The organism is Mycobacterium neglectum (assembly GCF_002591975.1).
GTDB classification, from domain to species: domain Bacteria; phylum Actinomycetota; class Actinomycetes; order Mycobacteriales; family Mycobacteriaceae; genus Mycobacterium; species Mycobacterium neglectum.
This window is the reverse complement of the sequence record NZ_NVQE01000018.1, coordinates 36,479-57,431: the sequence shown is the minus strand read 5'-3', so window position 1 is coordinate 57,431 and position 20,953 is coordinate 36,479. Positions and strand designations below refer to the sequence as shown.

At 64.7% G+C, this 20,953-nt stretch carries 21 protein-coding genes and 6 pseudogenes; 13 read left to right on the top strand and 14 right to left on the bottom strand.

Annotation, left to right across the window (positions count from 1 at the left end):
• Positions 1 to 31: 31 nt before the first annotated feature.
• Positions 32 to 379 (top strand): annotated as a pseudogene (locus tag CSQ99_RS31690) (amidohydrolase family protein); the annotation flags it as partial.
• Between the two features lie 11 nt (positions 380 to 390).
• Complete coding sequence (locus CSQ99_RS31685) at positions 391 to 714, top strand: amidohydrolase family protein (RefSeq protein ID WP_023363454.1); 324 nt, start codon at positions 391 to 393, stop codon at positions 712 to 714.
• 155 nt (positions 715 to 869) lie between these two features.
• Here CSQ99_RS31685 and CSQ99_RS15880 read toward each other — a convergent pair whose 3' ends face one another.
• Positions 870 to 1,499, bottom strand: coding sequence for a TetR/AcrR family transcriptional regulator (locus CSQ99_RS15880; protein ID WP_023363456.1), 630 nt, complete (start codon positions 1,497 to 1,499; stop codon positions 870 to 872).
• Between the two features lie 91 nt (positions 1,500 to 1,590).
• Between CSQ99_RS15880 and CSQ99_RS15875 the strand changes: the two genes are divergently transcribed.
• From CSQ99_RS15875 to CSQ99_RS15860, 4 genes are all read left to right on the top strand, one after another.
• Positions 1,591 to 2,076, top strand: coding sequence for a peroxiredoxin family protein (locus tag CSQ99_RS15875; RefSeq protein ID WP_033718792.1), 486 nt, complete (start codon positions 1,591 to 1,593; stop codon positions 2,074 to 2,076).
• 31 nt (positions 2,077 to 2,107) lie between these two features.
• Positions 2,108 to 2,620, top strand: a complete 513-nt coding sequence (locus tag CSQ99_RS31010) for a pyridoxamine 5'-phosphate oxidase family protein (protein WP_218014593.1) — start codon at positions 2,108 to 2,110, stop codon at positions 2,618 to 2,620.
• A 255-nt stretch (positions 2,621 to 2,875) separates the two neighbouring features.
• Positions 2,876 to 3,457, top strand: coding sequence for a peroxiredoxin-like family protein (locus CSQ99_RS15865; RefSeq protein WP_023363462.1), 582 nt, complete (start codon positions 2,876 to 2,878; stop codon positions 3,455 to 3,457).
• A gap of 60 nt (positions 3,458 to 3,517) precedes the next feature.
• The gene (locus tag CSQ99_RS15860) at positions 3,518 to 4,384 is read left to right on the top strand and encodes an enoyl-CoA hydratase/isomerase family protein (protein ID WP_023363464.1); all 867 of its coding nucleotides are present in this window, start codon (positions 3,518 to 3,520) and stop codon (positions 4,382 to 4,384) included.
• Here CSQ99_RS15860 and CSQ99_RS31895 read toward each other — a convergent pair.
• The 4 genes and pseudogenes from CSQ99_RS31895 to CSQ99_RS15840 all read right to left on the bottom strand — a co-directional run.
• A pseudogene (locus CSQ99_RS31895) lies at positions 4,375 to 4,512 on the bottom strand (ATP-binding protein); the annotation flags it as partial. The gene CSQ99_RS15860 and the pseudogene CSQ99_RS31895 overlap by 10 nt on opposite strands.
• A gap of 63 nt (positions 4,513 to 4,575) precedes the next feature.
• Positions 4,576 to 5,328, bottom strand: coding sequence for an SDR family NAD(P)-dependent oxidoreductase (locus CSQ99_RS15850; protein WP_023363468.1), 753 nt, complete (start codon positions 5,326 to 5,328; stop codon positions 4,576 to 4,578).
• Between the two features lie 246 nt (positions 5,329 to 5,574).
• Positions 5,575 to 5,958: pseudogene (locus CSQ99_RS15845) on the bottom strand (ATP-binding cassette domain-containing protein); the annotation flags it as partial.
• A 345-nt stretch (positions 5,959 to 6,303) separates the two neighbouring features.
• Positions 6,304 to 6,627: pseudogene (locus tag CSQ99_RS15840) on the bottom strand (alpha/beta hydrolase-fold protein); the annotation flags it as partial.
• A 70-nt stretch (positions 6,628 to 6,697) separates the two neighbouring features.
• Here CSQ99_RS15840 and CSQ99_RS15835 point away from each other — a divergent pair.
• From CSQ99_RS15835 to CSQ99_RS15815, 5 genes and pseudogenes are all read left to right on the top strand, one after another.
• Positions 6,698 to 7,282 (top strand): annotated as a pseudogene (locus CSQ99_RS15835) (mammalian cell entry protein); the annotation flags it as partial.
• Positions 7,272 to 8,615: an MCE family protein gene (locus tag CSQ99_RS15830; RefSeq protein WP_023363473.1), complete on the top strand. Its 1,344-nt coding sequence runs from the start codon at positions 7,272 to 7,274 to the stop codon at positions 8,613 to 8,615. The pseudogene CSQ99_RS15835 and the gene CSQ99_RS15830, both read left to right, overlap by 11 nt.
• A 2-nt stretch (positions 8,616 to 8,617) precedes the next feature.
• Positions 8,618 to 9,775 (top strand): virulence factor Mce family protein, encoded by a 1,158-nt coding sequence (locus tag CSQ99_RS15825; RefSeq protein ID WP_079457956.1) that lies wholly within the window; start codon positions 8,618 to 8,620, stop codon positions 9,773 to 9,775.
• Positions 9,776 to 9,777: 2 nt separating this feature from the next.
• The gene (locus tag CSQ99_RS15820; RefSeq protein WP_023363477.1) at positions 9,778 to 11,226 is read left to right on the top strand and encodes an MCE family protein; all 1,449 of its coding nucleotides are present in this window, start codon (positions 9,778 to 9,780) and stop codon (positions 11,224 to 11,226) included.
• Between the two features lie 232 nt (positions 11,227 to 11,458).
• Positions 11,459 to 12,463 (top strand): glutathione S-transferase family protein, encoded by a 1,005-nt coding sequence (locus tag CSQ99_RS15815; RefSeq protein WP_023363479.1) that lies wholly within the window; start codon positions 11,459 to 11,461, stop codon positions 12,461 to 12,463.
• Positions 12,464 to 12,511: 48 nt separating this feature from the next.
• Here the strand turns inward: CSQ99_RS15815 and CSQ99_RS31890 are convergent, their stop codons facing one another.
• The 6 genes and pseudogenes from CSQ99_RS31890 to CSQ99_RS15790 all read right to left on the bottom strand — a co-directional run bounded on the left by CSQ99_RS31890 (position 12,512) and on the right by CSQ99_RS15790 (position 15,825).
• Positions 12,512 to 12,667 carry a deazapurine DNA modification protein DpdA family protein gene (locus CSQ99_RS31890; protein WP_418887908.1) on the bottom strand — a complete coding sequence of 52 codons (156 nt, stop codon included), beginning with the start codon at positions 12,665 to 12,667 and terminating at the stop codon, positions 12,512 to 12,514.
• Positions 12,664 to 13,067 (bottom strand): annotated as a pseudogene (locus CSQ99_RS15810) (sulfate ABC transporter substrate-binding protein); the annotation flags it as partial. The gene CSQ99_RS31890 and the pseudogene CSQ99_RS15810, both read right to left, overlap by 4 nt.
• 65 nt (positions 13,068 to 13,132) lie before the next feature.
• Positions 13,133 to 14,119 carry a hypothetical protein gene (locus tag CSQ99_RS15805; protein WP_023363483.1) on the bottom strand — a complete coding sequence of 329 codons (987 nt, stop codon included), beginning with the start codon at positions 14,117 to 14,119 and terminating at the stop codon, positions 13,133 to 13,135.
• Positions 14,116 to 14,634 carry a DUF6932 family protein gene (locus tag CSQ99_RS15800; RefSeq protein WP_023363485.1) on the bottom strand — a complete coding sequence of 173 codons (519 nt, stop codon included), beginning with the start codon at positions 14,632 to 14,634 and terminating at the stop codon, positions 14,116 to 14,118. The genes CSQ99_RS15805 and CSQ99_RS15800 overlap by 4 nt, the downstream gene beginning before the upstream one ends.
• Before the next feature lie 17 nt (positions 14,635 to 14,651).
• Entirely contained in the window at positions 14,652 to 15,317 is a 666-nt protein-coding gene (locus CSQ99_RS31390; protein ID WP_023363487.1) for a hypothetical protein, read from the bottom strand.
• 151 nt (positions 15,318 to 15,468) lie between these two features.
• Entirely contained in the window at positions 15,469 to 15,825 is a 357-nt protein-coding gene (locus CSQ99_RS15790; RefSeq protein WP_023363488.1) for a helix-turn-helix domain-containing protein, read from the bottom strand.
• A 131-nt stretch (positions 15,826 to 15,956) separates the two neighbouring features.
• Here CSQ99_RS15790 and CSQ99_RS15785 point away from each other — a divergent pair, with 131 nt between their 5' ends.
• Positions 15,957 to 16,910, top strand: coding sequence for a site-specific integrase (locus tag CSQ99_RS15785; protein ID WP_225332378.1), 954 nt, complete (start codon positions 15,957 to 15,959; stop codon positions 16,908 to 16,910).
• Positions 16,907 to 18,334 carry a hypothetical protein gene (locus CSQ99_RS31385; protein WP_023363492.1) on the top strand — a complete coding sequence of 476 codons (1,428 nt, stop codon included), beginning with the start codon at positions 16,907 to 16,909 and terminating at the stop codon, positions 18,332 to 18,334. Before CSQ99_RS15785 ends, CSQ99_RS31385 begins: the two co-directional genes overlap by 4 nt.
• 176 nt (positions 18,335 to 18,510) lie before the next feature.
• On the opposite strand, the gene CSQ99_RS15770 is transcribed toward CSQ99_RS31385, so the two are convergent.
• The 3 genes from CSQ99_RS15770 to CSQ99_RS15760 all read right to left on the bottom strand — a co-directional run bounded on the left by CSQ99_RS15770 (position 18,511) and on the right by CSQ99_RS15760 (position 20,948).
• Positions 18,511 to 19,164 carry a DNA adenine methylase gene (locus CSQ99_RS15770; RefSeq protein WP_245908934.1) on the bottom strand — a complete coding sequence of 218 codons (654 nt, stop codon included), beginning with the start codon at positions 19,162 to 19,164 and terminating at the stop codon, positions 18,511 to 18,513.
• Between the two features lie 27 nt (positions 19,165 to 19,191).
• On the bottom strand, positions 19,192 to 20,418 hold the full coding sequence (locus CSQ99_RS15765; RefSeq protein WP_245908933.1) for a DUF1173 family protein: 1,227 nt from the start codon (positions 20,416 to 20,418) through the stop codon (positions 19,192 to 19,194).
• Between the two features lie 266 nt (positions 20,419 to 20,684).
• Positions 20,685 to 20,948: a glutaredoxin family protein gene (locus tag CSQ99_RS15760; protein WP_099039983.1), complete on the bottom strand. Its 264-nt coding sequence runs from the start codon at positions 20,946 to 20,948 to the stop codon at positions 20,685 to 20,687.
• Positions 20,949 to 20,953 lie beyond the last annotated feature (5 nt).

Sequence of the window (20,953 nt, the reverse complement as noted above, 5' to 3'; positions counted from 1 at the left end):
GAAACGATGAAATTACACCCTTGGGTTCCGCGGTTTTGCGGCCTTGCCGCTGCAGGACCCGGCCGGGGCGGCGGTCGAGCTGGAACGCTGCGTGCGACAGCTCGGGTTGTCCGGGGCGCTGGTCAATGACTGCATCCACAGACCGGGCGGACACTGCCTGGATGCACCCGAGTACGACGAGGTTTGGGCCGCCTTGGAAGCGCTGGGCGTAGCGCTGTATCTGCACCCGGGCGCCCCGCCGGCCGATCGGTGGCATGCCCTGGACGGTCGGCGCGAACTGTATGGCCCGACGGGGAGTTGGGGCGCCGCGGTCAGCGGCCACGCCCTGCGGATACTCTTCGCCGGAGTTTTCCGACCGCCATCCCTTCGGCCACCCTGATCTTGGGCCACATGGGCGCGTTCTTGCCGTTGCAGCGCAGCAGGCTCGACTCGCGTGTCCGCACCATCCAACCCGGCACACCGCTCAAGCAACCACCATCGGCCTACATCGGCACCAACATCGTGTTCACCACCAGCGGGGTGTTCTCGCCGGCGACCCTGACCGGGGCGGTGCTGGAGGTGGGCGCCGATGCTGTCATGTTTTCCGTGGACTACCCGTATGAGTCCTCGCAAGAGGCCGTCGCCCGGCTGCAGCGAACAACGCTCAGTGCCGGTGACCGGGCAAAGATCGCCCACGCCAACGCCGAACGCATCCTCGCGATCTCAGCCCGTTGAGCCGCACCTATCCATCCAAGACGGTCGCGGCACAACAGCGTCGGGTTGGCCGTGGCGTCGCTGCCGATCCGAACCAGCCTCTCGGGTGGGGCCGCCCTGCCGGCGAGCTGACGTCGACTGAGTCGCAGGCTGCTGGCTGATCAGCGCCGTCGCGCCTATGGGTTGCGCCGGTAAGCACTGACGTGCCCGAGCGCCATGTTCAGGGCGAGTTCGACGGGGCGGGCGCTGCGCATGGTCTGCGCCATCAGCAGACCGCCTTGCAGCGCGCTCATCATTGTCAACGCGAGCTCGGCCGGGTCGGCCTCGGCGGCCAGTTCGCCGTTGTCGCGCATGGCCACAAAGCCCGCGGACAGATACGATTCCCATTCGGCAAAGCACTGCGCGAGCACGTGTCGCGCAGTCTCGGATCGCTCAGCGAGTTCACCGACCAGCGAGCCAAGGGGGCAGCCGCCGACACCCTGCCTCGCGCGGGTCATGGCAACGAGGTGATCACACCAGCGCTGCAGACCCTCCCACGACGAGACCTCGCGAAGGTCGGGCTCCTGGGCGGCGATCACGCGGCCGAGCTGGATGGTGATCACCTCGCGAATGAGCGCGTCCTTGTTGGCGAAGTAGTGATACAGCTGCGACTTGCTGGTGGCGGTGACGGCCATGACATCGTCCAGGCTGGTTCCGGCCACCCCGTGCTCCTGCACCAGCGACGCCGCCGCCGCGACGATGCGGGCTCTAGTCGCCGCGCCGCGAGCCGTCAGCCGCGAACCAGCAGGGCCCTCCGTTGACACCATGACCGCAGCCTACCGACACTGGACTTGCCAGTCCACTCCTATGTCATCATGATGGACCGAGTAGTCCACCCAACCCCTCGGAAGGATGCCGATGTCCCGACTCGATTATGGTCAGCTGTTTCCCCGGATCGAGGTTCCCGCCGTCGGCGGCGCCACGATCTCCCTGCCCGGCGATCTCGCCGGGTCCTACGGCGTCATCTTGATCTACCGCGGGTCGTGGTGCCCATACTGCAATGCCCAGCTGGCCGGGTTCTCCCGCGCGCTCGACACGCTCAGTGAACTCAACGTCAAGGTGATCGCCTTGTCGGTGGATGATGAGCAGACCTCGGCTGCGCTGGTCGCCAAGCACAAGCTGCGTTTCCCGGTTGGCCATAGCGCCGACGCCGACGCGATCGCTGCGGCGACGGGTGCCTACGTCAACGACCATCCCCGTTATCTGCAATCGACGGGCTTCGTGCTGGCACCTGATGGGACGGTGCGGCTCGCGGTGTACTCGAGCGGGGCCATCGGGCGGCTGGTTGCCGACGACGTCATCGGTTTCGTCCGGTACCTGTCCGAGCACCCCGACGCGCGATGAGCAACGCCGCACACCGCTGCAGGCCGCTGCCGTGCCGCCAGACCAGCCCGACGGAACACATGCAGCCGAGCCGCCTGGTGCCCGCCGCCTCTTCCCCGGCCAAGCGGCGCGGGCGGTGAGGATGTCGAGCCCGATCCCGGCCAGCATCCGGGTGCTTATTGACGGACCGAATTACGCGCACCTGTCCACAGTTTCGGCCGGCGGTCATCCCCGCAATTGGGTGGTGTGGGTCGCGCGCGAGGACGACAACGTCCTGATCTGCACCCATGCCAAGGCCCCGAAGGCCAAGGACATGCGCCGCGACCCTCGCGTCGGCCTGTCGATCACCGCGTTCGACAACCCCTACCGGATGGCCGCCCTGCAGGGCAGGGTCATCGCAGTCCGCGACGACGCCGCCTGCCACTACATGGACCCGATCTCAATCAAATACACCGGCGCCGCCTTCCCGAGCCGCGGCCCCGGACGCGTGTGCTTTGTCATCGCGATCGACAACGCCAACCAGCACACGCTGGACTTCACCCACAACCCAACGGAAGCCGGATGAGCACCGCAACCAAAGCAACACATCGGGGCAAGACACATCGAAGTGCGGTGTGGCCCTAGCGGAAAGGGGCCGGGTCCGAACGTGGTCGACGACGACGACGCGGGCGTGGACCCTCCGGCCCCCCAACGAACTCCCCGCCCGGCACACTACGAGCCGACGAGGCGAGTGAACGCCCGCCGGCACCGAATTGATCGTCGACGGTGGGCATCTGCTCGCCCGACCTGACCATCGGCCCATCAGTAGAAGGAGATCATCATGGCCCGCACGGCCCCAGCACGATCCAAGCGCGTCACTGTCGGCGAGCAGTTCCCCACCCTGCTGCTTAGGGGACTCAACGACGAACCCGTACAGATTCCCGACCCCACGGGCGCGCTAACGCACCTGCAGTTCCGGCGTTTCGCAGGCTGCCCGGTATGCAATCTGCACCTGCGCTCGATCAGCGGACGAATCGAGGAGATCAACACCGCAGGCATCCGCGAAGTGGTGGTGTTCCACTCCACCGCCGCCGAGCTGCGCAAATACCAAGACGATATGCCCTTTGCGGTGGTCGGCGACCCCGACAAGGATCTCTACCGCCGATTCGGGGTGGAAGCCTCGACAAAAGCCCTCAGACTCGCGGCCTGGCGCGCGCTGCCCGGCGGATACTGGCACGCCATCAAGACCGCGATCGCCAAACGCCGCTCACCACTGCCCGCCTCACCGACCAACGGCAACCTCGGACTGCCCGCCGATCTGCTCATCGGGCCCGATGGACGAATCCTCGCCGCCAAGTACGGCAGCCACGCCTACGACCAATGGACGGTGGACGAAATACTCGCCACCGCACGCCAACAGTGATCGCCATCAACAACGCCCACCGGGCGCGCAGGACTTCACCCACAACCCCAAGGAAACGCGATGAGCACCCAAGCCGACACTTCGCCACGCTTCAGCGTCACACGCACCACCCCTGCACTGTGGCGGGTCACGTTCGACAACCCGCCCATCAACCTCGTCGACCCGCTGATGGTCGTCGAACTTCACCAACTCCTCACCGAAATCGAACAAGACCACCACGTTGCCGTCATCGTGTTCGAAAGCGCCAACCCCGACTTCTTCCTTAACCACGTTGACGTCGCAGCCGACCCCTCACCACTCACGGCGCTGCCCACCGCGCCCTCGCCGTTTCATCACTGGACCAATCTGCTGATCCGGATCAGCAAATTGCCAGCCGTGACGATCAGCGCCATCCGCGGCCGAGCGCGTGCCGCCGGCAGCGAGCTAGCGCTGGCCACCGACATCCGCTTCGCCAGCCGCGAACGGGCGATCCTCGGACAATTCGAAGTCGGCTTCGCCGCCATCCCAGGCGGTGGTCCATCCAGCCGGCTACCCACGATAGTCGGCCGCGGACGGGCCCTGGAGATCCTCCTCGGCGGCCACGATTTCACCGGTGAGCTGGCCGAGCGCTACGGATACGTCAACAGGGCCATCCCCGATGCCGAATTCGACGCATTCGTCGACGCATTCGCACATCGGGTGTCACGCTTCGACCTGCTCGCCCTCGCCGACATCAAACGGTTCGTGAACAACGCGTCACTACCTGCCGACGCGACCCTGCTCTCCGAAATGGACACACTCATCGGGGCCTTTGCGCGCCCCGCCGCCGCATCGATCATCGCCCAAGCACTCAAAGACGGCTTCCAACAGCCCGGCCCACTCGAGCTCACACTCGGCGACTACATCAACGACGTCCGCGCCGCGCCGGGCACACTGCCAACCCGGTGACCTGTAAGCTCCCAGCGGAGATCGAGCATCGCGGCGGGCAGCTTGGGGCTGAGGGTGAAGTCGAAGTCTTCGAAGGTGTTGTGCTGTTCGAAGCGAGCGCGACCGACTCGCCGTGCCAGGGCCGCGGTCATAGGACTCGGGTGCAAAGGTTTAATCAATAGTGGAGTACGAAAAGGAGCCGTGACGAGGAGCTATGTGACGGCGAGGCCGCCGTCCACGGCGAGAACTTGACCGGTGACCCAGTCCGAACCGGGATCGGTCAGCTTGATGATCCAGGCTGCGACGTCGTCGGGGACGCCGCGCCGCCCCAGCGGAATGGTTGCCGTCTCCAGGGCTTTGACTTCCTTTATCGCGTCCTCGCTGAGTCCCATCCTTTCCTTTAGAAATGCCGTTTCGACAGGCCCCGATGCGATCGCATTCACCCGGATGCCTGTGGAGGCCAGTTCAAGCGCCCAGCAGCGCGTGAGATGCTCGACCGCGGCTTTACTTGCCGCATAGTGAGACAAGCCAGCAGCAGGTTTCGACCCGTATGTACTGGACACATTGATGATGCTGCCGTGTGATCGGGCCAGATGCGGAAGGGCCGCCTTAGCCATGAGAGTAGGGCCGATCACGTTGATTCGGAATGTGTTGAATATTGCTTCGATCGAAACGTCGGCGAGCGCGGCGAGGACGCCCGCTCCGGCGTTGTTCACGATGACGTCTAGGCGCCCCCACCGCGCCATCGCGAAATCGATGGTCCGATAAACGTCGTCAGCATCGCCAGCATCGGCGACGAGCCCCACGATGGCTCGGTCATCGCGTGCGATGTCGTCGAGTCTGTCCTGTCGGCGGCCGGTGATAAGAACGTTGGCCCCCTGGGCGGCGTATAGTTTAGCAGCGGCGAGACCGATGCCCGCGGCGCCACCCGTGATGATCACAGTCTTCTCGGAGAATTTCGGCATAATACTTTCCCATACTTTCGAAAGTGCAAGTCCAACAACAGACCAAGCGCTGACCCCATGGTCGCGACCCGCGCGGTCGACGAGGTGATGAATGATTCAGTGACCGCAACGTTCTCGCCAGGGGTCGGCACATGCCTAACCGACCATCGGTTCCTCCATTCCGCACCGTCGACGGATCACGCATTAAGTCGAGCGTCCATGGCTCGAGATATCTGATCGACATCGAGTTCCCCGGGTTGGGAAGGATCCTGGTGGTTCATGCTCCTCCATGACGATGTTGCGGAGCTCGCTTTCCTTCTTCTTGGTGTGCTCACGCAACGGGAACGCGGTGTTGTCATACAGGCTCATCGAACCGAACAGCGCGCCGTCCTGGAACATGACGCCGAACAGTGTGCGGATGTCGTAGAGCTCCTTGGCCGAGCACTCGATGATGTTGGTGCCGTCGACGATGATCTTGCCGCGCTCGGGGCGCAGCAGACCGATCAAAGACTTCAAGTACACCGATTTACCGGTACCCGAGCCCAGCAGGACGCTGACCTCACCGGCGGGGATCTCCATCGTGACGTCTTCCCAAATTCGCTGGGCCCCAAACGACTTCGTCAACCCCTCAACCGAAACATCAATACCCACCGGACATCCCTTCGTGCATGGCGCCTATCCTCAACCGCCTTACCACCAGTTGCCTTGTGTGCTCACCCGTGAGCCACATCGGCGATGCCGATGGTGTCGCCGATCCGGGGACGACCACCGGCATATGTGGCTCTTCCTGAGTCAGATCCACGTCGTCCTCCAGTTCCGGAACGATTGGTATGAACTGGCACAAGAACGTCGCCGCCAACGAACACGGATTATCGGTGTCGGCGCGTGCCGTAGACGGCGCCGCGCATGTGAGAATCGTGGCGAGCGCACCTGCGGTAGTGGCGGCCGGAGTTCGTCCGCGCCGGAGTACTTGGGCCGCCCGGTTGCGATCGATGGTCATCGGATGGTAGCGGTCATGTCGGGGGCCATGGCTGCCAGCTGGGGAGCCCAGCTGTTCCAGTCGTGTTGCCCACCCTGGGCAATGTCAAAGTGCCCGTTGCGTCCGCCTGCGCTGCGGTAGTGGTTATAAAAGGATCGATTCGAGCCCTGCGCCTGATCGCAATGGCCGATCATCGCCGCCGGATCACTGCATGTCAGAGTGGATGGGCTGTAGACCCACAACCGGGTGTCATTGTCGACAAGCAGCGGTACGTGCACGTCAGGGTCATGCCACTTCCAACGACCTAACTGCGCGGCCCCCCACATGGCCTGGTGTTGGACGTCTCGTCAGGTGATGACGGTGGAGGGGTTTCTCGTCACTTGTGCTGAGGATGTGGTGGGAGAGGGGGCGACCCTCAAACCCGCGTTGGACAAACTCAACGGCGTACTGGCGACGCTGGACAACCGAAAAGCTGAGATCCAGCAGTCGATCAAGGGACTGAACTCCTATGCGATGAGTTTCGGCGAGGTGTTGTCCGGGGGGCCCTTCTTCAAGGCCTACATCGCCAATCTCATTCCAGGCCAATTCATTCAGCCATTTGTCGACTCCGCATTCTCCGACCTCGGGTTGGACCCCAACGTCCTGCTGCCGTCGCAACGCACCGACCCGCAGACGGGTCAGCCGGGAACCCCGGCTCTTCCGGCGCCCTACCCGCGCACCGGGCAGGCTGGCGAACCGCGGATGACGCTGCCCGACGCGATCACCGGAAACCCCGGCGACCAGGCATGTGGTCCGCCCGCAATTGCGCTACCTGGTCCCGGCTGCTATCCCTACCGGGAGCCGTCACCCGCGCCTGCGCCTGGCGGTCCACCTCCCGGTCCACCGGCGAAGCAGGTACCCGATCCCAACGCATCAACGCCGCCGACGCCAAGCCCGGTGTTCGTACCCGCACCCGGCGAACCGACGGCCTCCAGTGAGGCGGGCAATGATCAATAACCGCAGAGTCAAGGCAGCGCTGACGGCGGCGCTGGTCGTCCTCGTCGTGGTCGGGGGATACGTTGTCGTGCAATTCATTCGAGCTTCGAATCGCACGCATGTCGTTGCCTATTTCGACAACAGCAACGGCATCTTCCCCGGTGACGATGTCCGCATCCGTGGTGTCAACGTCGGCAAGATCGACAAGATCGAGCCAGAACCCACCCGGGTGAAAATCAGCTTCTGGCTGGACAGCGAGTACGCGGTTCCCGCCGACGCCAAGGCCGTGATCGTATCGCCGACGTTGGTGACCGCACGTGCCGTCCAACTCACCCCGCCCTACACCGGCGGCGCCACCCTGCAGAACGACGCGGTCATCCCCCAGGAGCGCACCGCGGTTCCGGTGGAATGGGACGACGTCCGCGTTCAGCTTGAACGCCTCACCCAGGCGTTGCAGCCCACCGAGCCTGGCGGCAGCAGCACCTTGGGAGCGTTGGTTCACACCGCCGCGGACAATCTCCGCGGTCAGGGCCCAGCGATCCGGGACGCGGTCATCAAACTGTCCCAGGCACTTTCGGCGCTCGGCGATCACAGCGGCGACATCTTCACCAGCGTCAAGAACATCGCAACGCTGGTGACCGCGCTGAAGGACAGCGCCGGACTGCTCGAGACCCTCAACGGAAACCTCGCTTCGGTCACCGGACTGCTCGCGGACGAGCCCGGCGAGGTCGCCGGCGCCGTCAAAGACCTCAATGATGTGGTCGGCAAGGTCAGCAGTTTCGTTGCAGACAACCGCGAAGCGCTGGGCACCACCTCCGACAAACTCGCATCGGTTTCGACTGCTCTGAACGAGAGCCTGGACGACATCAAACAGCTCCTGCATATCCTGCCGACGACGGCGGCCAACGCCGCCAACCTCTATCAGCCCGCACAAGGCAGCCTCACCGGCATCGCCGCGGTCAACAACTTCGCCGACCCCATCAATTTCCTGTGCGGCGCCATTCAGGCGGCATCACGCCTGGGTGCCGAACAGTCGGCGAAGCTGTGCGTGCAGTACCTGGCGCCGATCGTGAAAAACCGCCAGTACAACTTCCCGCCGCTTGGCTTCAACCCGTTCGTCGGCGCCACGGCACGCCCGAACGAGATCTCCTACAGCGAGGACTGGATGCGCCCGGATTACGTTCCGCCGCAACCGGCTCCAGCTGCGCCGCCCGCCCCACCCGGCCCCCCGTTGGCCGCCGAACAGGCAGCACCCACAGATGCGGCGGCCATAGTCGGCGGGCCGGCGCCGCAGACCACCGACCCGGCAGCCGGGCTGGCGGGAATGATGCTGCCTGCGGGGACGGGGTCATGACGATGCGCAGCTGGCGACGGATACCGGCCGCTGTCCTGACGTGCATCCTGGCGGCCACCGCGGTCGCAGGCTGTGGGTGGCGAGGGCTGAATTCCCTGCCACTCCCCGGAACCGAAGGCGGTGGGCCCGGGGCTTACACCATCCAGGCGCAGATGCCTGATGTGAACAACATCCAGCCCAATTCACGCGTGCGCGTCGGTGACGTCACGGTGGGCACAGTCACCAAAATCGAGCGCCAGGATTGGCACGCGCTGGTGACCATGAAGCTCAACGGCGATGTCACGCTACCCGCCAATTCGACAGTGACACTGGGCCAGACGGCATTGCTGGGATCGCTGCACATCGAGCTGGCGCCGCCGACCGACGAAGCGCCTGAGGGCAGGCTTCATCAGGGCTCGCTGATACCGCTGTCATCGGGAAAGGCCTACCCATCGACCGAGCAGACACTGGCGACCGCCTCGTTGCTGCTCAATGGCGGAGGTATCGCCAAGGTACAGGACATCACCACCGCGCTGAGCACCGCGTTATCCGGGCGGGAGGGAGACCTCCGCAGCCTGATGGATCAGTTGAACACATTCGTCACCCGGGTCAACGATCAAACCGGCGACATCATCGCGGCCAGCGACAGTCTCAACCGCCTGCTGGGCCAATTCGCCGAGCAGAAGCCGGTTCTCGACAAGGGCCTTGACACAATCCCCGACGCCCTGGCGGTGGTCAATCGAGAACGGGAGAATCTCATCGACGCGGTCGACCAGTTGGGCAAATTCAGCGCGCTGGCTGCCGATTCGGTCAACAAGACCAAAGCACCGTTGGTCCAGGAACTCAAAGACCTTGGGCCGGTGCTGGAATCACTGGCCAACGCCGGCCCGGCGCTGACACATGCGTTGGACCTGATACCCACGTTCCCGTTCCCGAAATCCACCTTGACCAAGTGGTTCCGCGGCGACTACGCCAACGTGAGTCTGGTCGTCGACCTGACGCTGAGCCGGATCGACAGCTCCATCTTCACCGGAACCAGATGGGAATGCGATCTGACATGGCTGGAGATGCAGTGGGGCCGAACCATTGGCCAGCTGCCCAGTCCGTGCACCAACAGTGCGCCGCCCAACGGCGCCGGTAACCCCCTACTGGCGCCCTACCGCTACAACCAGGGACCGTAACCGTGTATCTCAGCAAGCTGGTCAGACGCCAACTGTCGGTCTTCTCCGTCGTCGCAGTCGTCGCCGGAGGCACGATGGCCATCGGATACCTCGACCTGCCCAAGGCGCTGTTCGGAATCGGCCACTACCAGGTGACGGTGAACCTGCCATCGTCTGGGGGGCTGTACAAAGACGGCAACGTCACCTACCGCGGGGTTGAAGTCGGCCGCGTTGAGGACGTTCGGCTCAACGGCGGCGGAGTCGACGCGGTGCTGTCATTGAAGTCTGACACCAAGATTCCCGCCAACGTCGACGCCAATGTGCACAGTCAGACAGCTGTCGGCGAGTTGTTCATCGAGCTCGTCCCCCGCTCCGGCGACGGCCCCAAGCTCAAGGACGGTGACGTCATACCTGCCGACCACGCAACGCTGCCCCCCGATATCAACACCCTGCTGGCTCAGACCAACGCCGGACTGCAAGCCATCCCCCACGGCGATCTCAAGACTGTGATCGACGAGTCCTACACGGCGATAGGAGGATTAGGGCCAGAACTGGCGCGCATCGTCAAGGGGGCAACTACCCTTGCCGCCGATGCGCGCGCAAACCTCGACTCGCTGACCACCGTGATCGATCAATCCAAGCCCGTGCTGGACAGTCAGATCAACTCCTCGGACTCGATCCGGGCCTGGGCGGCCAACGTCGCTGAGGTCACCCGCCAACTGCAAGAACAGGATCCCGCGCTGAAAGGCGTGCTGGACAGAGGGCCTGCCGCAACAACCGAAGCACGCCAGCTGATTGACCGGCTCAAACCCACGCTGCCCGTGGTCCTGGCCAACCTCGTCAACCTCGAACAGGTGGCAGTCACCTACCAACCCAGTCTCGAACAGATCCTTGTCCTGTTCCCCAAGGACATCGAAATGCTCCAGGCGGCCCAACTCGCCAACCGCGATACCAAGCAGGACTACAAGGGACTGTTCCTGTCGTTCAACCTCAACGCCAACCTCCCTCCGCCGTGCACCACCGGTTTCCTCCCCGCTCAACAGGTACGCTCGCCCAGCGAAGTGGACTATCCCGAACGGCCGGCGGGCGACATGTACTGCCGGGTGCCGCAAGACTCGGCGTTGGACGTGCGCGGTGCGCGTAACGCCCCATGCATCACACGCCCAGGCAAGCGTGCACCCACCGTCAAGTTGTGCGAGAGCGACGAGGACTATGTGCCTCTCAACGACGGCTACAACTGGAAGGGCGACCCGAATGCCACGCTGTCCGGCCAGTCGGTACCCCAGCAGCCGCCGGGGACGCCGCCACCAGCCGGTCCCCCCGCACCGCCACCCATCGCGGTCGCCCAGTATGACCCCGCAACCGGCACGTACACCGGGCCCGACGGTAAGCAGTACACGCAGACCGATCTCGCTCGGGACGGGCGGCCGCGCGCGTGGCAGGACTTGCTCATCCCACGCGGTGGTGACTGATCGATCCGACGTGGAGCGCAGCGCATGCGAGCTACACCAATGTTCTAGGTAAAAACGTGAGATGTGTTGATGGGCATTAATACCCAATCGGTCGAAGACGCTCTTTGGACGCCGGAGGTGGCTAACCGATTGCAGGTCGAAACCCTGACCGGCACCCCTCGTCTAAACCTACGGCCACATCAATCCCACACGATTCCAGATCGGGTAACCCCTTGAAAAGGACGAGTAAACCATGAGCTATGTCGCCGCGGCCGGCGAATTCAATCGCGACACCAACTACATCAGCAGCCGCATCACCGCTGACGGCCGCGACGGCTATCCCGTCGAACCAGGCCGCTACCGCCTGATCGTCGCGCGGGCCTGTCCGTGGGCCAACCGCACGATCATTGTGCGACGACTGCTCGGCCTGGAAAAGGTTCTGTCTATTGGCTTTTGCGGACCAACGCACGATACACGCAGCTGGACCTTCGACCTCGACCCAGGTGGCCTCGACCCAGTGCTGAAGATCCATTTCTTACGCGACGCATACAACAAGCGCATACCGGACTATCCGAAGGGAGTCACGGTGCCCGCGATCGTGGACGCGCCGACGGGCGCAGTGGTCACCAACGACTTCGCCCAAATGACCGTGGACTTCTCGACGCAGTGGACCCATTTCCATCGCGAGGGCGCCCCCCAGCTCTATCCCGAGCGACGGCGCGACGAGATCGACGACGTCGCTCAGCGCATCTACACCGAGGTCAACGACGGCGTCTACCAATGCGGGTTCGCGAGCTCACAGGATGCATACGACAGAGCCTACGACCGATTATTCAGCGCACTCGATTGGCTTTCTGAGCGCCTACAGACCCAACGCTATCTCGTAGGCGACACCATCACCGAGGCAGACATCCGGCTGTTCACCACACTGGCCCGATTTGACTCCGTATATCACGGCCACTTCAAATGCAATCGGTCGAAACTCACAGAGATGCCGACGCTGTGGGCCTACGCGCGGGATCTGTTCCAGACACCGGGCTTTGGCGACACCATCGACTTCGTGCAGACCAAGCAGCACTACTACATCGTGCACACGGATATCAATCCGACACAAGTCGTGCCGAAGGGTCCTGACCTGTCAAACTGGCTCACGCCGCACGGCCGGGAAGAGTTAGGCGGTAGGCCGTTTGGAGACGGCACACCACCTGAGTCGACTCCCGAGGGGGAACACATGCCCGACGGGCCCGAAGCCCGATAGTGTCAGACGGTCTCGACACACCAGACAGCACGGCGTACCTGCTCCAGCTCACAGACCTCGTCCTCGCACATACAGTCCTCGCGGCCGCGCATTCGAGCTGTCTGAGTCGCGGTCATAGCGCTTCACTGCCACCACACACTCCTCGGGCGTGGTATGCCAGCCACCGTAAAGCGTTAAATCCCAGAGCCCACCCGCGAATGGGATGCTCTTGATCCGAATGGGATGCTCTTGATGTTGTCGGCGTTCCAGTCCTTGGCTACCTCATCGGCCCTGACCAGTCGGGTGACACCGGGCTCCACCGAGAAGTTGACGATGTCGGCGGGCTTGCGGTCGACAACGGCGCGCGGCTGATCACCCGAGGCGCCGTAGTAGAACGTGGTCACGGCCACTCCCCTGCCCTCCGGCGTGGCGGCGAAGGCGTGGATGGTCTTGCTCCAGCCGGGCTTCGGCGCGGCGTGGGCACCACGCGTAGCGTCGTCTCACCGGTCGGCCGCTTGTCGCCACCGGCGACATCACCTGGCGGCCCCCCGCCGTATCCCGCGAGCAGGGTTGCGGTAACGGCCAATGCGGCTGCGCTGCCCCATGACTTGCTGATGTGCCTCATGAACCGCTCGATGTGGTTTAACGGCAGCGGCCGCCCGCCGCGTCGCGTGCCCGACAGCAGCAAGGTTATTCGGGGTAGGGCAGTGATTCGGCGGCACGTTCGATCTGCAGCAGGCTGCGGCTGGTTGTCATGCGAGTCGATTCCTCACTGCTGAGCGCGCGCACGGTTTCGATCTGCACCTGCACGACCACTCCCTCCTCGGCGGCCAGCCGCGCGGCGGCGGCGAGGGTGTCGGGGTCGCTGACGTTGACCGCCAGAGGGGTTTTGGTGCCTGACGGGGTGAGGTATAGGCTGCCGAGGCTGCGGCGGAAACCGTCGATGGTGCCGATCGCCCATCCGCGTTCGCTGTCGTAGTTGTAGTTTTTCAGTTCGCTGCCAAGCAGCGCGGCTCCGGCCTGGGTGAAGGCGACTTCGGTAGATCCGAGGCCGCGCTGGCGTATCTGTCCGGCGATGTCCCATCCAGCTGTTCTCATTGCGGATGTGGAGCGCAGCAGGCCTCGTCGCGCTTTGATCGGTAGGTCACGCACGTCGCTGCCGACTCCGGCGGCACTGGAGCTAGCGTTGGTGAACAGCCGGGCGATTGTGCGCAGCGCCTCCGAATCGGGGCTTGAGGCGAATTGGCTTGTGCCGCCGAGTGGTACATGCTTCGCATCTCCGTCAAGTGGGGCGTCGGCGCGCAGCACAACCCGCACCGAGCCGGGACCGAGCCCGTGTATGAGAAGGTTTCGATTCAGCGCGTTCAGTTGAAGTCTCTCTCGAACGATCGCTTTGGTGGCGTCGTTGACTCCGGCGACGAAGGTTGCGAGTTTGTCCGCGCGGGTGGCATGGCCCCGCACCCCGGCGCCCTCCAAGTGCAGGTCGAGCTCGACTTGTTCAGGCGCGGTTTCTTCGGCCCAGACGCGTTCTGCGGCCGGATCACCTTGTACCGTGCCCGAATACAGCTGGCCGAGTGCGAAATCCGCGGTGTCGGGGAAATGCTCGTATTCATAGCGGATGGCGGCTCGAAGCAGGTCGTCGTCGCTGAGGCCGGAGAGGTGGCCGAGACCGGTCATTGATCGATCACCTCCACGAAGCCCTTTGTCGCACTGTCGATTATCTCACCATCGGGGCCGATCACCCGTGACCACCACCGGCGTTGCCGCTCAACGGCATATGGGTTGTCGCGGTTCACCACCAGGGCGTCGGTGAGCCCGCCCATGCAATGCAGCTTGTCTGTCTGCACAACCAGGTCACTGTGCCCGAGGGTGCCGGTGACCGAGCCGAGAGTCCACAGCGGCAGTGCGGCATCACCGTGTACCTGCTCCAACGCGTGAGCTGGCACCAGACAGGCGAAATCGCCGTCGCCGGGCGTGTCGTCTTTATAGGTGCAGAAGCCGCCGCTGAGCCAAATCGTGATCTCGTGACGATAGAACAACTGTCTGACAAGGGTGATGTGAATCCGGATCGCATCCAGAATCAAGCCACGCCGCTCGCGCGTGTGATCGGCAGCGTCATCGACGAATCGAGAGCGTACCTCGTCCAACGTCGCCCGATGGATGCCCGGCGGTAGTGTTCCGTGCTCGCCCATGCAGCGCGGAAGCATGTCTACCCCCCGTCGACGTCGATCCGCTCCTTCGTCCTGGTGCGAATGTACGCAGGCCAGGGGTCCCCGGCCGCGGCGGCCTCGTCCAGTTCGGCGTCGGTCATCTCCTCCGGCGGCTTGCCGTGCCAGGACGGAGGCATCGCGCTGGTGTTGCTCAAAATGTCCAGCGTCTCGTCGATGCAGCGCATCGCATCCTGTGCGGCGGCCACGAGTTGGCCCGTCGCGGGCTGAGCAACGTCGACCGCGCTCAACGCGGCCCCAAGCCGTTGCCGCGCATCGACGAGGTTGGTCAGGTCGCTGCGGGTCGCCACCGCGCCGGTGTCGTCGGCGATGAATGCCCGAATCAGCTCGTCGATCGCCTTGCACTGGCGGGTGTTCATGCGCTGGGCCTCAGACGGCGGCTCATACCCCACCGCACCCGGCGCCCTCACCCCAGCCGCCGCGAACGCGGTATTCTCCGACACGTCGGCCAGGTAGGCGATCGCCCGAATCGACGCATCCGAGGGCCGGGTGGCATACGTGCCCTGCCGCAGCCGGTTCAGCGTCGCGTGCGAAATGTCATGCCCGCCGTGTTGCGCCAGCTCGGCTAGCCTGCGCCCGGACGCCCCACCGTAACGTTGCGCGGCGACGTCGATCAAATCGATCAGCGATCTGCTGGTCTTACCCATAGTCAGCCCACCGCCCATTAGCTCGGTCTGTTGACGCGTCTGTATGTTCGCGCGACACCTAGTGTTCTGCCACTTGTAACGTGAGTCAAGCGCAACACACCGCATCGGCGGGCCTGCAATCGAACTACAACCCTGTAACCTGCCTCACGTGTCAGACGCCACTCGCCTTTCGGGTGGTCGCTCGGTGCTTGGAGCGGGGGCGGCTTTGCACGTCGTCACGTTCGGGCCACAGCCGTCGGCCCAGGGCCTGTTCCAGGCGGGCCAGGGAGCCGATGTCGCAGAGCACGGTGCCGGCCAGGATCCGTCCGATGGTGGTGTGGGCCACTCCGCTGGTCGCCGCGAGTGCTCGCTGGCCGGTGGCGGTCTCGGTCATGGCTGCGCGCAATGCACGCGCGAGCTGCTGCGCGGCAGGTGCCGACGGTGGCGCGTCGGGGTCCAGGTCGGCGTCCGGCCAGAACCCCCGCAAGACGTATGCGCTCGGTGGGCGGTCACCATTGCTGCGCGACACAGGCCCACGATATCCCGCCCCACCGTCGCCGCAGGCCGACGTGTCGGACCCCTCTGCTCCAATGGTGCATACACGCACCACTTGGGAAGGGGTCACCATGATGATCCAGCTGTCATCAACGGCGGCGCCGCATGCTGAGGCCCGGGGTGCAGCTGCTGCTGCCGCTGCAGTGGGGGCCGGCCATGGCTGACGGGAGCCTGGCCGCGGCGGTGCAGGCGGTGACCGGTGCGTGGATCGCCGATGGGGTGCTGGCCGCGCAGACGCTGGACAAGTTCGGTCTGCTGATCCGCCGATTCAGCCGATTCGCCGCAGTGCACGACGTCACCACCCTCGCCGCAGTCGATCACGCGCTGGTCGCGAAATTCGTTGCGGCCAAAGGCCGTACCCGCCACGGTGTCGTATCGGACGCGGCGGTGGCGACCATGCACAACCGCCGTGCGGCGCTGCGCGCGTTCTTTCGCACCGCGCGCCGGCTGCGGCTGACGCTGGACGACCCGACTATCGACATCGCCGTCCCCGCCCGACAGTCGTCCTGCCAGCGCCCACTGTCCGAGGATGAGGCCGCGCTGGTGCGGTTGTTTTCCGAACGCACCGCCCCGACTCGGCACGCCGCGACCGCGGCGTTGCTACTCGCCGGCGCGCACACCTCCGAGCTGGGACACATCACCGCCGCCGATCTGGATCCACAGGCCGCAACCGTGTGGATGCACGGCTCGAGCAAGTATCGCCCCCGCACACTGACGCTGGACCGCTGGTCGATGCGAGTGCTTTCCGAGCGCGCCGCCCACCTCACCCGCCCGCTACCCAGCCCCAAACCCTCGCCGGTGTTGTGCACCGGCGCCGGCGGAAGCGACGCACATAAGCAGGCCCGGGTGTGCGTGACCGTGCGCGAAATCCTCTCCCGCGCCGAGCTATCCGACGACTCCGGGGTGCGGCCGGCATCGCTGACCGCCTTCGCGGCGCGCCGCGAGTTCGACCGCACCGGCCGCATCGAAGACGCCGCGCGTCTCATCGGCTCACCCTCGCTGGACACCACCGCCGCCCTCATCGGCTACCACTGGCATGACCGGGCGGGCCCGTTATGAACCCCAAAGACCGGTCCCGTAAAAAGGCCGGCGCCTACGGCGCCGAACGCATCAAGCAACGCGAGCTGCGCCGGGTCGAAACGCCAATGGATCTCACGCTGCTGGAGATCGACACCATCGAGGCGATCGCCTCCCACGAGGTCATCTATCAACTCGCCGCGGTCCTGCCCGTCCACGAGCCGGGAACCCCGGGCCGGCGTCCGCACTACCCCCCATGGGTGCACGTGCTGCACAAGGCCCTAGCCGGGGTGCTGGGCTCGCACAGCAAGGCCGCCCGCGCGATGGCCCACCCCACCTACTGGCGCACCATCCGCCACCGGGCCGCCAAACATCAGCCACCAAGGGCGCCGCGGCGCCCACCACAGCGCTGGCACCACAACTACGCCCAACGGCTACTCGACGAGTACACCGACAAGCTGCTTGACACGTTTCGCCTGCTCGCGCGGCGGCTCGCGCGCGAACTCGGTTGTCTCGACCCAGACGCTGGGGTGTCCCACACCAGCCCGGCGCGCGGGCAGTACGTCGTCGGCGATGGCACCGTTGTCGCCGCACCAGTGCGCAAGGCCACCGCCGACCACTGGGCCGAACAAGGCGGACGCCACGTGCACGCCGGCATCGAAGCCCAAAACGGCGACAGCGACACCGAATTCCGCTACGGCACCAAGTTCGCCATGCTCAGTACCCGCCCCGACACCATCCGCAACAACAGGGTCATCCTCGACGTCGACGCCGTGCCAGCGGGCAAGGGCTACGGCGGTGAAGCTCGTGTCGCTCTCGACATGATCGACCGCGTCGTCGCCGACGCCGACGTACGGTGTGACGGCGTCTGCTACGACGGAGCGTTCCGCGGCAAGCACATCGACCGCGCCATGAAGCTCGGGTTGACCGTGCTCTCACCGATGCACGACAGCACCCGCGTACCCACCGCATTCGCCCGACTCGAGTGCTCGTGCGGCGACGTTCATGACCTGTGGACCGAAGATGGACGGATCTGCGAACGCCAGATCCTCGACGCCGGCGACAGACACATGCAGCCCTGCCCGGTGGCCAAGATCTACCCGCGCGGCAACGCCGACGACAGCCACCGCTGGTACATCGAGTTCGCCACCCCATCCTGCGGCACGGTGCATCGTACGCGTATCGACACCACCGACGCCGACCGCAGCTGCGGCTACAACCGCGCCGAGCACCTACGCCAGCACGTCAAGACCGACGACCGCGGCAGCGTCTACGACCGTTGCTATGGCTGGCGCGAAGACAGCGAAAGCCTCAACAACACCCTCGACCGCACCCTCTATGGCGGGCGGATGATCGCTTTTGCTGCGGTTCGCCAGTTGACCGTGATGCTCGGATTCGCTTTGGGCCGAAACGCAATAGCGGCTTACCTGCACCGCCGACGACACCCCGAAGAGCGAACCGCCTAACGCCGCCACCACGACAGCGAGGCTCACTCAGGCCGGCCACGGACGCCAGCGCGTCGCGTGGCTATCGTCGCGCCCGCTACACTCACACCCGCTACTCCCCGACGACCAGCTAATTCGCCGGGAACAACACCAGGACGCCACGAACACCGCCGAAAACCACCCCGCGCTCCCACCGGCTAGGTTTTAGTCAGGTATCCAAAGACGTCCCCGCGGTGCCCATCGCCGGACAGCATTTCCTTGCGGTAGTTGCGTTCCCGTACGCCGCCCAGATAGGGAGGGTCCACGTAGATCAGCGTTCGGCGTCTCTTGCCGTACGCCGCAATGACGTCGAGCGCAGGGCGGCATTCCAGCGAGACCGAACGCAGCCGGGCGGTAGCTGCCTCCATCCGGCGCACGTAGCCATCAAGACGGCGAGGCATCGACGTGTGCGCAGAATCTGCCGTGTCGAAGCGCCAGCCGGTGGGACGTAGGGTGCCTGTTCGCCCTTGGGCCAGACATACCCAGATGCGACGGGCGCGCTCAAGGTCATCCAACTCAGCGGGTCGGTTGAGCGCATCCTTGCGCTCTGTCCGCGAGTGCGGGGTCAACACGCATGCTCGCGCCAGCTCCTCGGGATGATCGCGCAGGATACGCCAGAAGTGCACAATGTCGCCGTCTAGGTCATTGACTGTTTCGAGTCGACTTGGCTTCTTAGCCAACAACACTGACAGTCCGCCCGCATACGGTTCGACGTAGTGGGTATGGTCGGGCAGCATCGCGGCGACGGTGGCGGCAATCTTCTGTTTGCCGCCGAAGTAGGCAAACGGCGGACGCAAGGTGGGCGATGCCAACGGTGCTTCTCCCGGGTTGGTTACGAATCATTCAGACAGTGGCGACGGTAGATCCGGCATATCCTCGTCGGTGCGCCAGTTCCATACCGGCAGTCCAGCTATCACCCTGTCTTCCTCGGACTCCTCGGACTCCTCGGACTCCTCGGACGACTCGCCGGCAGGGCGGTCGATGAAAGCGGCTATCGCTGGCGTGGTGTCGGTGAAGATGAGAGAGGCTAGCGCTGTGGTGCTCCCGTTGTAGGACAGCACTTTCCGGAAGCAGCGCTCTTCCTCGATAGCGGTGGTCATCAGGGTGCGGTCGGCATCGCTGGTGAATGGCAGCCAGTTGTGATCGGTAGTCATCAGGGATAGCTGTTCGACGTTCGCATATCCAGCCCGTGAAACCGAGAAGGTGGCGACCGCCACCAGTCGAACCTCGCCAGGATCGGCCATCTGCCAGAGTTCGAGTTCGGTGGCGAACCGTTTCGTGAGCTTGCGGTACAAGTCCTCATCGAGGAACCAGGGGTGCCCCGGCTGATGGCGTACCTGCATTTTGAATCCATGGCTGGCCGGCTCGATCGCCTTGATATCGCCCACCCCGATCAGGAATTTGGTCGTCTTGCCGGGTTGCCGGCGAGCTGGAGCCCAGGCCTTGATCCGGCGCTGCTCGATCTCGGTCTTGCGGTCCGACGAGAAAGGTTCGGGCACAAACAAAGACGCGGCAAGCGGGTTCTTCCGAACCAACTTCCCATCCGCGGCCGCCCTGAGTCTGCGGTACACGACGGCCCAGGGGCGGCGCCCGGCGAAGCCTGGATGCCACGTGGTTAGTTCCGCCTCGTCCCACAGATAGTGCAGGACGGCACGCAGCGATAGCTTGTTGCCGTCAGACTGCACCGTGCTCGACGGAGAATCCGACGCTTCAGGGGCAGCCCGATTGCCGGCCTTCGACAGCGAAAACCCTAGCCGCAGCGCCGTTGTGCCATCAGCGGGGTTGTCAACGATAGACCGCTCAGCAACAGCCCCATACCCCGAGAGCTCGCCGGGAGGCAGCCATGAGCGACACCGATGGTCATGTGCGGCCGCCGTGCCAGGCATCCGTTTCACGATGAGATCGTGCCCAGCGGCAGCGATGTACATCTGCACCCCTGGAGACTGGCACAAACACAGCGGACGCCGCCGGGCCGCCTTCGCTTCACCGAGTATCTGTTGCGCCTCCGGGGTGTGTACGTCGTCAACCACGTCTCCGTTGACCTCAAACGGGGTCTGCATCGTCATGGTCATCACCGCGTGAGGAACGGTCGGATGCCGTCCGCCGTGTGCGCCACTGTAGGGGGCAACCAGACTGTCGACGGACGACTGCTGCACGCGCAGACTTCGCAGGGACACCTCGGCGGGGTCGGCATGGGAACGGCTCGGGCTGCGCGGGCCACAAACTGTTTCACAGCCCACGTCCGTCCCGGTCCCCTGGACGGCTCGGACACATATACCGCCCGTGAGTTGTTGGTTGCCATACCGGTTCTCGATTCCCTTGGTTGTCTGCGCTACACAGATAGCTGCGCGTGCGTCTGAAACGCCGCGCGGGCGGCGTCGGTGATGCGGTCGGGGCGGTGTCCGGCCCAGCGTTGGCCGTCGGGGGTGACGATGACGGGCACGCTGAGGTAGCCCCAGTCGGTGAGCATGGCGGCGGCGGCGGGGTCGGTGCTGACGTCGATGATGTCGATGGCGACACCGGCCTTGGCGAATCCTCGGGCGGTGGCGCGGCACTGCACGCAACCGGGCTTGCTGTACATGGTGATGTTTCTCATGGTGA

Excerpts from the sequence above, each read along its gene's own strand:
- CSQ99_RS31685 (WP_023363454.1), top strand. The coding sequence starts at position 391 with ATGGGCGCGTTCTTGCCGTTGCAGCGCAGCAGGCTCGACTCGCGTGTC.
- CSQ99_RS15880 (WP_023363456.1), bottom strand. The coding sequence starts at position 1,499 with ATGGTGTCAACGGAGGGCCCTGCTGGTTCGCGGCTGACGGCTCGCGGC.
- CSQ99_RS15875 (WP_033718792.1), top strand. The coding sequence starts at position 1,591 with ATGTCCCGACTCGATTATGGTCAGCTGTTTCCCCGGATCGAGGTTCCC.
- CSQ99_RS15865 (WP_023363462.1), top strand. The coding sequence starts at position 2,876 with ATGGCCCGCACGGCCCCAGCACGATCCAAGCGCGTCACTGTCGGCGAG.
- CSQ99_RS15860 (WP_023363464.1), top strand. The coding sequence starts at position 3,518 with ATGAGCACCCAAGCCGACACTTCGCCACGCTTCAGCGTCACACGCACC.
- CSQ99_RS15850 (WP_023363468.1), bottom strand. The coding sequence starts at position 5,328 with ATGCCGAAATTCTCCGAGAAGACTGTGATCATCACGGGTGGCGCCGCG.
- CSQ99_RS15830 (WP_023363473.1), top strand. The coding sequence starts at position 7,272 with ATGATCAATAACCGCAGAGTCAAGGCAGCGCTGACGGCGGCGCTGGTC.
- CSQ99_RS15825 (WP_079457956.1), top strand. The coding sequence starts at position 8,618 with ATGCGCAGCTGGCGACGGATACCGGCCGCTGTCCTGACGTGCATCCTG.
- CSQ99_RS15815 (WP_023363479.1), top strand. The coding sequence starts at position 11,459 with ATGAGCTATGTCGCCGCGGCCGGCGAATTCAATCGCGACACCAACTAC.
- CSQ99_RS15805 (WP_023363483.1), bottom strand. The coding sequence starts at position 14,119 with ATGACCGGTCTCGGCCACCTCTCCGGCCTCAGCGACGACGACCTGCTT.
- CSQ99_RS15800 (WP_023363485.1), bottom strand. The coding sequence starts at position 14,634 with ATGGGCGAGCACGGAACACTACCGCCGGGCATCCATCGGGCGACGTTG.
- CSQ99_RS31390 (WP_023363487.1), bottom strand. The coding sequence starts at position 15,317 with ATGGGTAAGACCAGCAGATCGCTGATCGATTTGATCGACGTCGCCGCG.
- CSQ99_RS15785 (WP_225332378.1), top strand. The coding sequence starts at position 15,957 with ATGCTGAGGCCCGGGGTGCAGCTGCTGCTGCCGCTGCAGTGGGGGCCG.
- CSQ99_RS31385 (WP_023363492.1), top strand. The coding sequence starts at position 16,907 with ATGAACCCCAAAGACCGGTCCCGTAAAAAGGCCGGCGCCTACGGCGCC.
- CSQ99_RS15765 (WP_245908933.1), bottom strand. The coding sequence starts at position 20,418 with ATGACGATGCAGACCCCGTTTGAGGTCAACGGAGACGTGGTTGACGAC.
- CSQ99_RS15760 (WP_099039983.1), bottom strand. The coding sequence starts at position 20,948 with ATGAGAAACATCACCATGTACAGCAAGCCCGGTTGCGTGCAGTGCCGC.